This is a genomic window from Bacillus testis, assembly GCF_001243895.1.
GTDB classification, from domain to species: domain Bacteria; phylum Bacillota; class Bacilli; order Bacillales; family DSM-1321; genus Bacillus_AD; species Bacillus_AD testis.
In genome coordinates this window covers 1,793,989-1,810,992 of record NZ_LN851186.1, presented here as the reverse complement: position 1 = coordinate 1,810,992, position 17,004 = coordinate 1,793,989, and the positions used below count along the sequence as shown (strand labels likewise).

The window sequence follows — 17,004 nt, the reverse complement described above, 5'->3', positions numbered from 1 at the left end:
AAATTACCGCCGATGTTTATTCTCATATATCCGATAAAATTGAGGAAGAGAGAATTGATAAATTCGAGGAATACACTAAGGGTATTTTGAATTAAAAGTGGGTGTAATGTGGGTGCGAAACATATCACCAGCAAATTTATAAAAAACCCCCAAAAATAAAAAACCCTCAATACCAATGGTATCAAGGGTTCCCTCTATCAATACATGGTCATGTATTGTTCTCTCTCCCAAGGGTGGACCTGCGTGCGGAACATATCCCATTCAATCTCTTTTGCTTCAATGAAATGTTCCAGCAGATGATCGCCAAGTGCTTCGCAGATGACTTCGTCTTGTTTTAAGCTTTCAAGCGCTGCATACAATGTGGATGGCAGGTCAGTGATGCCTGCTTCAACGCGTTCTTCTTTTGACATGACATAGATATTGCGGTCGATTGCTTTAGGCGGTGTAAGGTTATCTTTAATTCCGCTCAAGCCTGCTGCAAGCAATACGGCTACTGCTAAATACGGGTTAGCTGCCGGATCAACACTGCGAACTTCAACACGTGTGCTTAAGCCACGGGAAGCAGGGATACGTACGAGCGGGCTGCGGTTTTTGGCTGACCATGCAACATAACAAGGCGCTTCGTAACCTGGTACTAACCGTTTGTATGAATTGACGGTCGGGTTTGTCACAGCTGTAAAGTGTGGTGCATGTTTAATGACACCGGCGATGAATTGGCGGGCTGTATCGCTTAATTCAAGGCTGCCTTCTTTGTCATAGAATACATTGTCTTTGCCGTTAAACAGGGATACGTTACAGTGCATACCGGATCCATTAACGCCGAACAATGGTTTCGGCATGAATGTCGCATGAAGTCCGTGTTTACGGGCAATCGTTTTAACAACCAACTTAAATGTTTGGATGTAGTCGCAAGCCGTTACAGCATCGGCATATTTAAAATCGATTTCGTGTTGCCCTGGAGCCACTTCATGGTGGGATGCTTCAATTTCAAAGCCCATTTCTTCCAGTTCAAGCACGATATCGCGTCGGCAATTTTCTCCTAGGTCTGTTGGGGCTAGGTCAAAATAGCCGCCTTTATCATTTAATTCAAGTGTTGGTTCGCCTTTTTCGTCCAATTTGAACAAGAAGAATTCAGGTTCAGGGCCAACATTGAAGTTCGTAAAGCCCATTTTTTTCATTTCATTCAGCATTCGTTTCAAGTTATTGCGTGGATCGCCGAGGAATGGTGTGCCATCTGTATTATAGATATCACAAATCAATCGGGCTACTTTACCTTTTTCAGAAGTCCAAGGGAAGATTACCCATGTGTCTAAATCCGGATACAAGTACATGTCTGATTCTTCAATGCGGACAAATCCTTCGATGGAAGAACCGTCGAACATCATTTTATTATCCAATGCTTTTGTTAATTGACTTACTGGTATCTCTACATTTTTAATTGTACCTAGAATATCCGTGAATTGCAGGCGGATATACTTAACATTTTCTTCTTTAGCCAATTTCATAATATCTTCGCGTGAATATTTTGCCATGTTCGTTTCCTCCTGTTTCTTTTCCTCTTCTTAATGAAAGAATCTGGACATATCTCCTTGACGCAGCATCGAGCGATTTTTGCTGTTGTGCAACAAATCTGCCCTTAATAATTGTCTCAGTTCTCTGTCCGTCAATTCTTGTTTCACTGTTTCTTGTTTTATGGATGTTTCTTGTATAGATGCTTCTTCTTTAACTGCAAACACTTTCTTAATGCCTGCCATATTTACGCCTTGCTCCAGCAATTCTTTGATCTCGAGCAATGTATCGATATCATTCAGGGAAAAGATCCGCTTATTCCCTTCTGTTCGGGCAGGGGCGATAAGGCCATGCTCTTCATAATAACGGATTTGGCGGGCTGACAATTCTGTGAGCTGCATAACGATACTGATGGGAAAAAGCGGCATGGATCTTCGGATATTTTTACTATCCAAAACTTTCCCTCCTCACTTATTGTTATTTTCATTCTATTCCACGTAAACAATATTGTCAAACAAATGTAAGGTTTTCTGACATTAAATTCTTTTCTAATCATTCGTTTTTCTTTTCTATCTAAAAAAAGTGCACATCTTCATGTGCACTTCGTTCGTTAATCTATAGCTTTATACTGCTCGCAGTATGGATATTGGCAACCCTCATCTTCCGGAAAACGCCCTTCAGAATCCGGGAGTACCAAGCGCAAAAGAGAACGGTCTCCGCTTCTTACTCTTTTGAATTCCACCACTGTATCTTCGATTACATTATTCCAGAGCCCTTCGCGGTACTTATAGCCATCTTTGATATTAGCGATGACTGTGTCCAGGATCAATTCGGCCATCTCTTTCCCGATTGCAAGGACAATCTGAAGATCTTCGTGGTTCAGGTTTTCCCGCATCCCTCTTGTTGCGATATCTGCTAATGGTTTGTCCACTTCCTTATATTCATAGAACCAGCCCTGCTTATCCAATAGCCTTTGCTGTTCTTCAGTCAACACAATTTTTTCCTCCATGCCTTTCCCTCCTGTTTAGAGCGTAATATGCCCTTTTTCCAATAAAGAATTCAGTGCGATCAAAATGGCTGCTTTTACATGCTCATAAGTCAAGCCGCCCTGTACATATGCAATGTAAGGAGGACGCAGTGGGCCATCCGCCGTTAACTCAATGCTCGCTCCCTGGATGAAAGTGCCTGCAGCCATTATGACATCATCCTCATAGCCAGGCATGTAATTCGGATAAGGAGTGAAATGGGAATTGATCGGCGAGGCGAATTGAATCGCCTGGCAAAAAGTAACCATAAGATCGCGGTCATCAAATTGCACAGCCTGGATCAAATCCGTGCGTTCGGCATCCCAGGCAGGAAATGTCTTCATCCCTACTTCTTCAAGAATAGCAGAAGTGAATTGTGCCCCTTTCAGTGCTTGGCCGACAATATGCGGCGCCATAAAGAAGCCTTGATACATTTCTTGCAGCGAATAGAGGGAAGCACCCGCCTCCGCCCCGATGCCAGGGGATGTCAGCCTATAGGCGCACAATTCCACCAAGTCTTCTCTGCCGACGATATAGCCGCCAGTCTTGGCCAGTCCACCACCTGGATTTTTTATGAGAGAACCGGCCATTAAATCCGCTCCGACATGGCATGGTTCCAATGTTTCCACAAATTCGCCATAGCAATTATCAACGAACACAACGACGTCTCTTTTAATTTCTTTAACAAATTGAATCATTTCTTTGATTTCTGCAATGGTATAAGAAGGGCGCGAAGCATAGCCTTTAGAGCGCTGAATGCCGATCATTTTTGTTTTCGGCGAAATCGCCTTCCGGACTTTCTCGAAATCCACAGTTCCATCTTCCAGTAAATCGATCGATTTATAGCCAATCTGGTATTCCTTTAAAGATCCTTTGCCGCTGCCGCGGATTCCTACGATTTCCTCAAGCGTATCGTAAGGCTTGCCGGTAATATAGATCAATTCATCGCCGGGCCGCAGAACGCCGAAAAGAGACGTGGAGATGGCATGGGTGCCCGAGATGATTTGAGGCCGGACCAACCCAGCTTCCCCACCGAACACTTCGGCATATACTTTTTCAAGCGTATCTCTCCCAAGATCGTCATATCCGTATCCAGTCGTCGGAATAAAATGTGAATCGCTCACTTTATGATTCTGGAAGCTTTTCAAAACACGGTATTGGTTCAATTCTACATTTCGGTCCACTTTTTTATGTAAAGGCGCCAACTTGCCTTCCATTCTTTCACTAATCGCTTGCAATGCTTTTCCATACGTTAAATCTTGATACATTCAAATGACTCCTATCTATTTCCTATTCATAACCTCTCCTATTGTACACTGTAACAGCCAGGAATTCACCTTATGCGAAGGATTTCTTCACCTGGGTGATTTTTGGAAGGCTTTGAAAGCATGGTCGTGTTTTCGATTTAGATATTTAAAAAGAAAAATAATGTGTATTATACTTATTGATAATTTAGAACATAGTTTAGTAAGAACTTATACATTGTCACATTTTAGCATACAAAAAAGAGACAGCTTTTGCTGCCCCGTCTTCCATTCAAATACTTCCTGGCGCTTGACCTCCCACTTTCTCTTCTTTGTCTTTACTTGTGTGTTGAAGTGGGGGTTTTAGCGCCAGTTGGCAAGGAATAATGTCATCCAGTCACTCATCAATCGGCTTAAGTTGAGGAGGTTACGATCTATATAATGGTCAGGCTCAAATAAATCTTCAGCGGCATATCGAACAATCGAGAAGTGGTCTACATTACAAAATAAGCGCCGCTCTCCTTAAAGCTTATTGCTTAAAATTGCAAATCCTGCGACCTGATCGTCTGTAGTTCCTTCTTATCGTACATATCGCTCAAAAGAAGCCTCATCGCTTGGGAGCGAATCGATTTCTCAATGGCGTTTCTTACATAGCGGCCATTCGAAAAACTAATCGGACTCCATACGTTCTTTAATTCCAGCAAATGCTGCTCGAATTGCTTTTCCGCTTCTTTGCTGAACTGGTATTCCTTTTCCTTCAGGAGCAACGACGCAATATCCATCAGTTGGTCTACTGTATAATCCGGAAAATCCACCACGATCGGAAAGCGGGAATGCAACCCTGGATTCAGAGACAGGAATTCTACCATCTCTGCTGAATAGCCGGCAAGGATGAGTATAAATTCATGGTGGCGGTCTTCCATATGCTTTACCAGCGTATCAATGGCTTCTTTCCCGAAATCCTTTTCCCCTCCTCTCCCCAATGAATAAGCTTCATCGATGAACAAAATCCCGCCGATCGCTTTCTTGATGAGATCTCTTGTTTTTTGCGCCGTATGGCCGATATATTCCCCTACAAGATCGGCTCTTTCAGCTTCAATCAGATGGCCTTTGCTTAGGACATTCATTTTGAGGAATAATTTCCCGATTAATCTAGCAACCGTTGTCTTGCCTGTTCCAGGATTCCCCTTAAACATCATATGTAAGGCTTGTTTCTCAGCCTTCAGTCCCTGTTCTTCCCTCTTTTTGTTCACATAGATCCAGGCGTATATTTGTTTGATGATTTTTTTCATTTCCTCCATGCCGATTAATACATCCAGCTCTTTTTCGATTTGCTTCAGTTCTTGGTGGTGGCCAGGTATCTCTTGGGCTAAATGTTCTTGCATCGGCGGTTCCTTGGTGATTTTCTTGCGTTTTTGATTGGAAATTACGATATTGATTTGCGCATTATTTCTTTTATTTTTAGAATCACTCATATTAGACACCCCTCAATCACAACTCCGCAACATGCCGGAAATCTAACTTAGCATTCCATTTCCCAGATGTTGCGCTCGACATAAACCGGCAACATCCAACCCTTCTTGGCGTTTACCTTGATGCAATATGGCGAAAAAATGAACTTGCTTCTAAATAACGGGCAGTTACGACAATGGTTGCATGTACAAACAGGAACTTGTCAGATTTTGCGCTTTCCCAAGAAATAGTTTGCCTATTTATATATATTCCCGCTTGCCCCTGAACAGTCTATTTTTTAGGAAGATTTAGGCACAACAAAAAAACAGACTTTAGATGTCTGTTTTTTGGTGCCTCTTTATTTCTTTATTCCTTATTTTTGTCCTTTGTGATTACGCTTCAAAGTTAATTTGGACATTGCGCTGCGGTGCAAATGTTGAAATGGCATGTTTAAAAACGAGCTGTTGCTTGCCTTCACTTTCAAACAAAACAGTAAAATTATCAAAGCCTTTGATTTGGCCTCTTATTTGAAAACCATTCAACAGAAATACGGTTACATACGTACCTTCTTTTCGTAGCTGATTCAAAAATTGGTCTTGAATATTAACAGATGTTTTCATTGCAACAGATCCTCCTCATTATACTCTATTGTTTATTATTCGCCTCTAATGACAACTTTCCTTCAATATAAGCAAGTATTTCCTGAACTTTTTTTGAATAGTCTTCCTCATCCATCATGAACCACTCAAGATCCATTTTATTGCGGAACCAAGTCAACTGCCGTTTTGCATAACGCCTTGAATTTTGTTTCAATTGTTCAATTGCATCCTCGAATGATACGAAGCCATCAAAATAGGCATACAATTCCTTATATCCGATCGCCTGGATCGATTGGCATTCCCTTAAGCCCTGGTCATAAAGAGCTCTTACTTCGTCCACCAGACCTTGGTCGACCATTTGGTCCACACGTTCATCAATCCGTTTATATAAGGTATCTCTTGCTATATTCAAGCCGATCAATGCGGCGTCATATACATATTCCTTTTTCTGTTTCTTAAGCTGTTCGGTCATTGTACGGCCTGTGCAGTGAAAAATTTCCAAGGCGCGGATTACCCTCCGGACATTATTGGGATGGATGGATTCCGCACTGGCAGGATCGACCTCCCGAAGCATGGAATGGACCTTTTCAACACCTTCCGTTTCTGCCAATGCCTCCAATCGTTCTCTATACAACGGATCGCTTACTGATTCAGAGAATGTATATTGCTGCAGGACAGCCTCTATGTATAATCCAGTCCCCCCGACAATGATTGGCAATTTGCCTCTGCCGCTAATCTCTTTAATCGCTGAACTCACAAGCTCCTGAAACTGAGCCACGTTAAAAGGTTCGTCCGGATTCTTGATGTCAATCATATGATGGGGGATGCCTTCCATCTCAGCCGCTGTGATTTTAGCCGTCCCTATGTCCATCCCCTTATATACCTGCATGGAATCGCCGCTGATGATTTCCCCGGAAAACGCCTTTGCCAAATCAATGCTCAAGCGCGTTTTTCCGACTGCAGTCGGTCCCATGATACATATTAGTTTTTGTTTAGTCACATTATTCAACTGCCTTATTTCTATTTGCTTATATAGTATCACAAGATTGCCAGCAGAAGTGTAGATATCGAGGGTTTTCAATCATGGTTATTTTTAAAAATGGCCATTTCCAATTAAGTTATTCCCATAACCAATCCTTTTAAAACTTGAAAAACACTAATATTTTCCCATTTAGAATTGCATACTAACAATCAGTCATATAAAAAAGCAGGTGAAAAAAATGCAGTTCCCGTTTTTCAAAACGAAAAAGCAAAAACCACAAAAGCCGGAGACAAAAACGACAGCAGAGATGGATAAAGTAGAATTAGCAATCACTGATGATCTGGAACAGAACGTCAAGGAAATAAAAAACGCTGTCAATAATAGCGATGACCTTTTGGTCAGGGACCTGACACTGCAAGACAAACAGGCCAAACTTGTATACTTATACAGCCTTGCCGACAATAACGTTATCCAAACGGTATTGGATGATTTATTAAACAGCCAATACCCCCTTTATGAGTCGCCTAATTTTACCTTAGAAAAGATAGAAGGCGAAAACATCCCATCTGAAGTTATTACACATTTATTAACAGGGTTTGTTTTATTGCTTTTCGAGGGCAATCAAACGCCTTATGCTTTTATGGCACAACGGTCCGATGGCAGGCAAGTTGAAATGCCGTCTTCCGAAAACGTTGTCAGGGGTTCTCATGCAGGCTATATCGAGTCCCTGCAAACGAACCTTTTTATGCTGCGGAAGGGGCTTGTTTCGCCAAACTTGACTGTCAAACAGATCGAAGTCGGAAAGGAAGCTAAAAAAACGGCAGCAATCCTATATTTGAATAATGTTGCTAATGAGGATCTTGTCCAGATGATCGAGGAAAGGATTAAAAGTATCGATGTGGATTCGGTTTTCAGCCTGGCAGTGTTGGAAGCCTTTGTCGAAGATTATAGTCTCACTCCTTTTTCACAAACGATGACAACCGAACGGGTCGACCGGACAATAGGAAGTATTATGGAAGGCCGGATTGCCCTCCTATTGGACGGCGATCCATACGCCTCCATCCTGCCAGCCACTTTCACTTCCTTTTTTCAGTCGCCGGAAGATTATAACGTGAGAGTTATGGTGGCATCTTTCAACCGGTTTATCCGCTTCGCTGCGTTTTTCACCGCCATTTTGCTGCCTGCTTTTTACATTGCCATTATCGGCTTCCATTATGAAGTCATCCCGCAAAGCCTGATTTTCACTGTAAAGGAATCGGTGAACAGCATTCCATACAGGCCTTTAGTCGAAGCAGTCATTGTCGAAATTTTCATTGAGCTGATTCGTGAAGCCACATTGCGGTTGCCGACCAAGATTGGGCCGACAATCGGCATAGTCGGCGGTTTGGTCATTGGAGATGCCATTGTTAAAGCTGGATTGGTTTCCAACTTAATGGTGGTGGTGGTTGCATTGACCGCCATTTCTTCCTTTGTGATTCCGAACCCTGAAATGAGTGCAACTGTACGCATTCTACGTTTTCCGTTCATGTTTCTCTCCTCCATACTCGGCATTTACGGCATTATGATCGGCATTGTCCTGCTACTCGGCCATTTATGCAAACTACGGCCGTTCGGCATTCCTTATTTGACTCCATTTGCGCCTTTAAGATTGAAGGAGCTTAAGGACACAATCATCCGCACACCTATTTTCACAATGAACTCACGTCCTGCGGAGACGTTGACAAAAAATAAAGTTCGCGAACGCTTCTCTAGGTGGTGGAAAAAGAAATGAACGAAAAAAATTTTTTGCCTTCTGACCAGATTTCTCAATCACAGTTCTTTTTCTTCATGATTCATTCTCAGGTAGGGCTTACCATACTTGGGCTGCCTCATCTATTGGGTAAAACCGCCGGCCATGATGGATGGATTTCCGTCATTCTGGCCGGTATTTATGTACAGCTATTAGTTTTGCTTTATTACTTCATCATCAAGAAATATCCGGACTCCACACTATTCGATATTATCGTTGATGTGTTTGGGGCTTTTGCCGGCAAATGCCTGAACATCCTGTTAGTGGTCTACTATATCATGTACAGCATCCATTTCATCTATCAATGTACATCGATCTTAAAATTATGGAATTATTACCGGACACCCTTCTGGTTCATGGCTTTACTGCTGATTTTTGTGGGATATTATATTCTCATGGGCGACCTTCTGACGATTGGACGGTTTTTAACCATTTCGATTGTCATTATTTTAACGATGCTGTATTTCATGTTCTGGGATCTAAATGAATTGAATTACCATCATATACTTCCTGTTGGCGAAGCAGGCATATGGAATATATTAAAAGCATCCAAGGATGGTTTCACCGCATTTGCCGGGTTTGAAATATTCCTGTTTATCCATCCTTTTGTCCAATCGGCAAAAAAGAATAAGGCCCGCTTACTTAAGCTTGCTAATATCAGCATTTGGTTTGTATGTTCATTGTATTTATTAACAACGGTGTTCGTTTATCTGTATTTTCCAAACGCAGCCAAAAATGTCGTAAATGCAGTCATATACTTTATTGTGCCGATGCATTTCAATGTGCTTGAGCGTATCGAAGTGTTCTTTATAGCCGCTTGGTCTCTATTAATGGCCACTTCCTATATCTGTTTCCTTTTTATAGGCTGTCTGGGACTAAGCAAGCTGAACCATAAAAACCACCATAACCATTATTTGCTGCCGGTCTCAATTCTCATCTTTATATGCGCCGTAATCATGAATTTGTTTGCAACCAAAGAATTTTTTACTGTATTCAATCAAATTAAAAGCTACTACTCCTATTTTGTAATAGTCCTGGTTCCCATGCTGACAGCCCTTCTGCTACTGTTTAGAAAAGGAAAACAAAAAGGAATGACAGCTAATGAGACATAAAAAAATATGTTTACTCATCCTGATGGTCTCCCTTGCCTTTACTTCAGGCTGCTGGGATGAAAAATTAATAAAGGATACAAGCTTTGCACTCTCAGTAGGCTATGATAAAAAAGACGGGAAACTGATTGGTACATATGGAACACCGGCATCGCCCGTTTATCCACAATCCGGAATCATCACCACCGTTCATGGACACACCGTCCGGGAGCTATCTTTACTTGCAAATGACAAAGTTGTCGAAATAATGGATACCTCCAAAATTAAAGTAGTCTTATTCGGAGAAAAAACCGCCAAGGAAGATGGCATCTATCCATATCTCGATATTTTTGTCAGGGCACCGTATAATCCGATCAATCCGTATTTAATGGTGGTGGATGGAGAAGCCAAGTCCTATATTACCGCAGACATCCCTAATGAAAAAATACCCGGCAATTATTACGCAAAAGTGATCAAAGCACATGTGAAAAGCGGCGTTTTGCCACATGTCAATCTATTAAAAGGGTCGCGGATTTTCCATAATAAAGGATATGATCTTCTTGTTCCCTATTTCATGAAATCCAAGGATAAAACCCCTGTTCTTGATGGTCTTGCGGTATTTAAGGATGATAAATATACAGGACAGCATTTAAATTCGCCGGAAAGTATGTTGTATAATTTGATGAATAAAAACAACAGTAAATCCCAGCCAAATATCGTTGTGAAAACGGCGGCTGGCAACAAGCCGCATATCAAAAATTATGTAACGGTGACTGTTTTGAAATCAAAGCGGAAAATGGATGTCCATATCAAAAATGGAAAAGTAGCAGGAAAAATAAAATTGCATCTCGATGTTGAAGTGATCGAATCCCCGAAATACAATGTAGCAAAAAAAGAAGAATACCTTAAAAAGAAAATTAGCGAAGACTTAACAAAAAAAGCCAATAAGGTTATAAAGAAACTGCAGAAAGCAGACAGTGACGGACTAGGAATCGGCCAGCAGCTCCATTCGTTCGAATACGACCAATTCAAACGCTTGAAATGGAAGGACGGAGCATACCGCGAAGCCGACATCAAAGCAGTTGTCGATGTTACCATCAAAAAACACGGATTAATCGATTAAAAAAGCGTGAAGGTTTCCTTGCAATGGGGAACCTTCACGCTTTTTCACATTACCCTTTTGAACATTTTCTCGATGTCATAGGTCGAATAATGAATGATAATCGGTCTACCGTGCGGGCAGGTAAATGGGTCGGAACTGTTGCGAAGCTGGTTCAACAGCGAGAAGATTTCGTCATTGCGGAGATGGTGATTGGCCTTTATGCTTGCCTTGCAGCTCATCAAAATTGCCGCTTCTTCACGGAGTTTCTTCACATCGACTTTTTTCATCTGCAATAATTGGTCAATGATGCTTTCAATCATTTCCTGTTCATCACCGCTCGGAAACCATTGCGGGTGCGTACGCACGATGAAAGCATTATGGCCGAAATCTTCCAGATAGATGCCAACCTCCTGCAATAAATGCAGGTTTTCCTGGATTTTAATACATTCGTCCGTGGAATATTGCAGAGTGATCGGTACAAGCAAATCCTGCATATCATTGGTGACTTCGCCGACTTTTTCCCGGAAAAACTCATATTTGATCCGCTCTTGGGCAGCATGCTGGTCAATCATATATAACCCTTTTTCATTTTGGGCCAATATATAGGTACCGTGCAGCTGGCCGATCGGATACAAGGTCGGGATTCTGCTTACCGCTTCCGTCCGTTCTCTCTCCGGTTCTTCTGCAGTCTCCATCTGGTCTGCAACCGGTATATCGGCAGGTTCTTCGTCTGGAATGAAGATTTCCTCCATGACTGAAGCACTCTCTTTGTCCTCGTCAATGTTTTCAGGCTTCCGATCCGTTTGCACAGGCATTTGTACAGGAATAGAGGACGGCATATTCCAAGGCCTTGCATCTTCTGCGGCTGTGCTTTCCATGATTACCGTCGCTTCTTTATTAAATAGAGGAACCCTGCTTTCTTTTGGAGACTCTTCTTCAGGCTCTGTCCGATGCTCCAATGTGAAAGATACCTGTTCTGGTTTTGGTGCCTTGACCCTTTTTTCCTGTTCATTCGACGGAATGAGCACCTTTTTCTTGAACTCCTGAATAATCGTGGCGGTAATCAGTTCCATCAATTCCTGTTCCTTGCTCAAACGTACTTCGAGTTTAGCAGGATGTACATTGACATCGACTAATATCGGATCCATTTTAATATCAAGCAGGACGATCGGATATCTGCCGACCGGCAACAGAGTATGATATCCGTCCATAATCGCTTTCGTCAACAGATAATTTTTGATATAGCGGCCATTGACCATCAGCGAGATATAATTGCGGGAAGCCCGCGTGCTTTCTGGATAGGAGATATACCCCTCTATCGAAAAATCGAGGGATTCCGCTCGAATTGGAATCATTTTCTTGGCTAGATTAAAGCCGTATATAGCTGCCAGAACAGCTCTTACATCGCCGTTCCCATTTGTTTGGAGCAATGTTTTGCCATTATGGCTCAACTTGAACGCGATTTGCGGATGTGCTAATGCTAAGCGATTGACTACATCGGAAATATTGCCAAGCTCGGTATGAATGGTCTTAACGTACTTAAGCCGGGCAGGCGTGTTGAAGAACAAATCGGAAACCGTTATTTCCGTTCCCTTCCTTGCTGGGCTTGAGGCCGAACCAATTTCTTTGCCGCCTTCCAGTTCTACCTTTGTTCCCGGGCCATCCCCTGTTGAACTTTCGATCACCAATCGGGAGACCGAAGCGATGCTCGGCAGGGCTTCTCCCCGGAAACCCAATGTATGGATCCTGAATAGATCCTGTTCATTCTTGATTTTGCTGGTTGCATGCCGATCGAACGCCCGGCGGATATCTTCCGCTTCAATTCCATCGCCATTATCTGTAATAGTGATCCTTTGCAAACCTGCTTCTTCCACTTCGATTTCTATGATCGTACTGTTGGCATCGATGCTGTTCTCCACCAATTCTTTCACCACGGAAGCAGGTCGTTCCACCACTTCACCAGCAGCAATCATATTGGACAGGGCATCACTCAATTGGACAATTTTAGCCATACGGTTTCTCTCCTTTCCGATTATAATGACTAGCCGCTTGCCGGCCCGATGTACAAAGCCCGGCAAGCGAGGCATCTACTTATGAATGATGCTTTATGGGAAAAGATTTAATGCTTTTTGGCCTGTTTCTGCAATTCATATAAGGCGTTCATTGCATCCAAAGGCGTCATTTCCAAAATATTTAACGACTTCAGTTTAGAAATCCATGCAAGATCCTGCTTGGAAGGTTTGTCCACTTTCTTTGGCTCTTCTGGCTGAAAAAAGGATAGCTGCGCTTCTTCTTCACGGATTGGCTGCACCGCTGTTGCTTCAGGCATTTCTTTTCGGCTGCTGCTTGCGGAAGCAACCATTTGGCTTTCGTTGCCCTCAAACTGTTGAAGCAACTCATTCGCCCGGCTGATTAATCCTTTTGGCAATCCCGCTAACTGGGCAACATGGATTCCGTAACTTTTATCAGCGGCGCCTTCTTTAATTTTATGCAGAAAAACGACGGCGCCATTTTGTTCGATGGCTGATACATGGACATTGCTGAGTTGTTTCAGCGTCGCATCAAGCGATGTCAACTCATGATAGTGTGTCGAGAATAGCGTCTTGGCGCCGATTTTCTCATGGATGTGTTCGATAATCGCCTGCGCAAGAGCCATTCCATCGTATGTGGAAGTACCGCGCCCAATTTCGTCGAAAAGAATCAGGCTGTTTTGGGTGGCATGGGCGATTGCATGGTTCGCCTCTAGCATTTCGACCATAAAGGTACTCTGTCCGGAAATCAAGTCATCTGCGGCGCCGATGCGTGTGAATATTTGATCGAACACAGGCAGCTCAGCGCGGTCTGCCGGCACAAAGCAACCTATCTGCGCAAGGACTGCCATAAGTGCAACCTGGCGCATATACGTACTTTTACCGGACATATTCGGGCCGGTGATCAGCAGAATATCGCGCCCTTCGTCCATAAAACAATCGTTCGGCACGTACTGTTGCTTTTGCATCACTTTTTCAACAACAGGATGGCGACCGTTACAGATAGCAATTTTGCGGTCTTTATTGAAGATTGGCCGGCAATAATGCCGGTTTTCACTGACAGTCGCAAAACATTGAAGAACGTCTAGCTCGCTCAGCACTTTCGCCAATGCCTGCAGTCTAGGGATATAGGTTTTCACTTTTTCACGCAGCGTTGCAAAAATGGTATATTCCAAATCGATCATTTTCTCTTCCGCTTCAAGGATCAGTGCTTCTTTTTCCTTTAATTCAGGTGTTATATAGCGCTCAGCGTTCGCTAAAGTCTGCTTGCGATCATAACGGCCTTCCGGCAAAAGATGCACATTGGCTTTTGTCACTTCGATATAATAGCCAAACACGCGGTTGAAGCCAACTTTCAGAGACTTGATGCCTGTTTTTTCACGCTCCTGTTTTTCCAGGGCGGCAATCCAGCTCTTGCCGTTGGTGCTGGCGTCACGGTACTGGTCCAGCATATCATCATATCCATCTCTGATCATATTGCCTTCCTTGGTCGATAACGGCGGATTGTCCACCAGCGCCGTCTCTAAAAGCTCGGCTACTTCCTCGCACGGATCCAATTGGTCGATATATTCCTCGAGGACCGTGTCCTGAATGCTTTGCAGCACCTGCACAATCTGCGGAACCTGCTGCAATGACTTTTTCAATGATATCAAATCGCGGGCATTTACATTGCCGAAGGCCACCCGCCCTGACAACCGCTCCAAGTCATATACTTGTTTCAGCGTTTCCCTTAGCTCCTCGCGCGGGAAATAGTGATCTAGGAGGACTTGCACCAATGCTTGCCTTTTCGTTATTTCCGCTACCGACAGCAACGGACGGTCCACCCACTGCTTCAGCATCCGGGTGCCCATGGCAGTCTTTGTTTCATCCAACAGCCAAAGAAGCGATCCATGCTTGCTCTTAGAACGGATTGTTTCAGTCAATTCAAGATTACGTTTGCTATGATAGTCGATTTTCAAGTAAGCATTCGTTTCATATGTCTCGCATGGCTGGATATGGTCAAGGCTTCGTTTCTGCGTCTTAAACAAATAGCGCAGCAACCGGCTTATCGTTGAAAGAAACTTATCCTGGTTCAGATCAGCTGTTATCGTAGAATAGCTGTCTTCCGGGCTGCAGTCGTCTTCGACCGAAAAGACCAGATTGACCCGTTGGGAAAGCTCAAGCTTCAGTTCTTCCGGAAAATCGCTTGCTACGATTACTTCTTTAATGGATAAAGCCGTCACTTCATTCACTACATCAGTGAATGAATCCGGCAATAAGGTCACTTTGTTCTCACCGGTAGACAGATCAGCAAAGGCGAAGCCGAATGTACCGTCTTCAAAACAGGTAATGGTGCCGACATAGTTGTTTTCTTTCTCATCAATGCCGCGGCCCTGCATAACGGTTCCCGGAGTGATCAACTGGACCACTTCCCGCTTAACCATCCCCTTCACTTCACGCGGGTCTTCTACCTGTTCGCAAACAGCTACTTTATACCCTTTTTCAATGAGTGTATCGATATAATTCGAGGCAGAGTGGAAAGGGACGCCACACATCGGTATGCGCTCTTCGCCGCCTCCCGCTCTGCTCGTTAATGTAATTTCTAGCTCCTGGGATGCTTTAATCGCATCTTCGAAGAACATTTCATAAAAATCGCCTAAACGGAAAAATAAAAAGGCATCTTGGTAATCTGCCTTTATCTGTAGATATTGCATAATCATTGGCGTATATGTAGCCATCTTTCTTCAAAACCTTTCAAGACAAATTAAATAGTTTCTACTTATTATAACATACTCCACCGGCAACCTTCGTTATATAAAGTATGGTAAGAAGCAATTGCCGCCCACCCAGTAAGCGTTCACTGCCCTACCGACTTTCATAAAGGAATGTAAAAACAAAAAACTAGGAAGGACTCTTCCTAGTCTGCTAAGCTTACGATTCATTGCAATCAATGATGAACTCTGTATTAATTTCATCTAATTCATCATCATCTACATCGTTGAACCAATCCTCATCATCACAAGCGCAATCGGAGCTGACGGCTACGCATACTTTTGTTTCTCCGACGACTTCCACGAAGAACTCTCTTTCAACTTCCACTTCAACCTTATGGCCGTCTGTGGATATGCAAGCTTCTATGCAATTCGGCTGTTGAACTACTTTTACAATAATTTCTCGATCATCATTATAATTTGGGTCGCGGTACCGAAGATTGACAACATCCGTATATTGGACTTTTTCCGTTTTCACAGCTGTTTTCGTATTCTTATTATACGAGTACCAGATGCTTACATCGAAGCTGCCATTGATCTGAACCGTTTTCCCAACTTTTTTCGCTGTATAGTGGTGATTGATAATCCAGCAACCGAGAATGCTCGAAGGTTGATGTTCAGGACAAATAGTTTCATTGGACTTGGTGAATTTCCGTCCTTTAGCAACCACTGCCTTTGTTATAATCTCTCTGTAATGTGACATGCAGCGAACCCTCCTCATTCAGTTTCATTCCATCCTATGCGTGTTAAAAGACTAGTGTGAGCATTATTTATTTCAACATATGTTATAGGCATTTTTATAATTTATTGTATGCCCAACAGGCCAGAAAGTGCTTTTCCACCCAATGTCTTTCTCTTATATACGCCCTTTTCTTTATATACGTTTCTTCAATAGAATAGAAATGTGTTTGAATGGACGTAGAAAAGGCCCTGCTAAGCAATGCAGGGCCTTTCCTGTTGATTGTATGTTCTCTTGGCGGTCAGTGCCGACAAGTCTTTTATTATGAACAGCTGGAATGCTGTGTATTGCGTACTTGCGAACCTGTTTCGCCACGCAATACATCGCCGTCGGTCGATGCGATAATCAAGTCAGTCACCTTATTGGAAATAGCGGAAGATACCATTTGCAGCAATTCATTGACATCCCCTTGCGATTCCTTGAACTCTTGGACAACAGGTATGCTGTCGATTTCCGCTTCAATCGCATTGATTTTATCCTTCACATGCTTATAGGCATTTTCCTTGCCGTAATGCTCGAAATTAATGGACTGTTTTTGCAGGCTCTTCAAGCTTGCAATCAGTTCGCGGACCCGTTTGTTTTCGTGGATTTGCGCTTCTGCACGTTTAAAAAAATCCACTTCCTCCGTTTCGGCAATCATCTTCGCCAATTCTTCCGCTTTCTTGATTAAATCATCTTTTGAGTATTGTGCCATC

14 protein-coding genes are annotated in these 17,004 nt (G+C 43.0%); 3 read left to right on the top strand and 11 right to left on the bottom strand.

Annotated features, from left to right (window positions below; all coding sequences use genetic code 11):
• Window positions 1–197: 197 nt before the first annotated feature.
• From glnA to miaA, 7 genes are all read right to left on the bottom strand, one after another.
• Window positions 198–1,532: a type I glutamate--ammonia ligase gene (glnA, locus tag BN1765_RS09340; protein WP_050614868.1), complete on the bottom strand. Its 1,335-nt coding sequence runs from the start codon at window positions 1,530–1,532 to the stop codon at window positions 198–200.
• A gap of 30 nt (window positions 1,533–1,562) precedes the next feature.
• Window positions 1,563–1,964: a MerR family transcriptional regulator gene (locus BN1765_RS09335; RefSeq protein ID WP_390621174.1), complete on the bottom strand. Its 402-nt coding sequence runs from the start codon at window positions 1,962–1,964 to the stop codon at window positions 1,563–1,565.
• Between the two features lie 155 nt (window positions 1,965–2,119).
• Complete coding sequence (locus BN1765_RS09330) at window positions 2,120–2,518, bottom strand: DUF4262 domain-containing protein (RefSeq protein WP_050614867.1); 399 nt, start codon at window positions 2,516–2,518, stop codon at window positions 2,120–2,122.
• Between the two features lie 15 nt (window positions 2,519–2,533).
• Window positions 2,534–3,751 carry a methionine gamma-lyase family protein gene (locus tag BN1765_RS09325; protein WP_390621196.1) on the bottom strand — a complete coding sequence of 406 codons (1,218 nt, stop codon included), beginning with the start codon at window positions 3,749–3,751 and terminating at the stop codon, window positions 2,534–2,536.
• Between the two features lie 563 nt (window positions 3,752–4,314).
• Complete coding sequence (gene spoVK / locus BN1765_RS09320) at window positions 4,315–5,253, bottom strand: stage V sporulation protein K (protein ID WP_050614865.1); 939 nt, start codon at window positions 5,251–5,253, stop codon at window positions 4,315–4,317.
• 369 nt (window positions 5,254–5,622) lie between these two features.
• A complete protein-coding gene (gene hfq, locus BN1765_RS09315) occupies window positions 5,623–5,850 on the bottom strand; it encodes an RNA chaperone Hfq (protein ID WP_050614864.1) in 228 nt (75 codons plus the stop codon).
• Between the two features lie 25 nt (window positions 5,851–5,875).
• A complete protein-coding gene (gene miaA, locus BN1765_RS09310) occupies window positions 5,876–6,838 on the bottom strand; it encodes a tRNA (adenosine(37)-N6)-dimethylallyltransferase MiaA (RefSeq protein WP_147554250.1) in 963 nt (320 codons plus the stop codon).
• A 211-nt stretch (window positions 6,839–7,049) separates the two neighbouring features.
• On the opposite strand from miaA, the gene BN1765_RS09305 reads away from it, so the two are divergent.
• From BN1765_RS09305 to BN1765_RS09295, 3 genes are read left to right on the top strand one after another with little or no spacing between them, the layout of a single operon-like run.
• Window positions 7,050–8,582, top strand: a complete 1,533-nt coding sequence (locus BN1765_RS09305; RefSeq protein WP_082195443.1) for a spore germination protein — start codon at window positions 7,050–7,052, stop codon at window positions 8,580–8,582.
• Window positions 8,579–9,712 (top strand): GerAB/ArcD/ProY family transporter, encoded by a 1,134-nt coding sequence (locus BN1765_RS09300; protein ID WP_050614863.1) that lies wholly within the window; start codon window positions 8,579–8,581, stop codon window positions 9,710–9,712. The genes BN1765_RS09305 and BN1765_RS09300 overlap by 4 nt, the downstream gene beginning before the upstream one ends.
• A complete protein-coding gene (locus BN1765_RS09295; protein WP_050614862.1) occupies window positions 9,702–10,811 on the top strand; it encodes a Ger(x)C family spore germination protein in 1,110 nt (369 codons plus the stop codon). The genes BN1765_RS09300 and BN1765_RS09295 overlap by 11 nt, the downstream gene beginning before the upstream one ends.
• Before the next feature lie 44 nt (window positions 10,812–10,855).
• Here the strand turns inward: BN1765_RS09295 and mutL are convergent, their stop codons facing one another.
• From mutL to BN1765_RS09275, 4 genes are all read right to left on the bottom strand, one after another.
• Window positions 10,856–12,802 carry a DNA mismatch repair endonuclease MutL gene (gene mutL, locus BN1765_RS09290; RefSeq protein WP_050614861.1) on the bottom strand — a complete coding sequence of 649 codons (1,947 nt, stop codon included), beginning with the start codon at window positions 12,800–12,802 and terminating at the stop codon, window positions 10,856–10,858.
• Window positions 12,803–12,909: 107 nt separating this feature from the next.
• Entirely contained in the window at window positions 12,910–15,537 is a 2,628-nt protein-coding gene (gene mutS / locus BN1765_RS09285; RefSeq protein WP_050614860.1) for a DNA mismatch repair protein MutS, read from the bottom strand.
• Between the two features lie 193 nt (window positions 15,538–15,730).
• Complete coding sequence (cotE, locus tag BN1765_RS09280) at window positions 15,731–16,273, bottom strand: outer spore coat protein CotE (RefSeq protein WP_050614859.1); 543 nt, start codon at window positions 16,271–16,273, stop codon at window positions 15,731–15,733.
• 298 nt (window positions 16,274–16,571) lie between these two features.
• The gene (locus BN1765_RS09275) at window positions 16,572–17,003 is read right to left on the bottom strand and encodes a YlbF/YmcA family competence regulator (RefSeq protein WP_050614858.1); all 432 of its coding nucleotides are present in this window, start codon (window positions 17,001–17,003) and stop codon (window positions 16,572–16,574) included.
• Window position 17,004 lies beyond the last annotated feature (1 nt).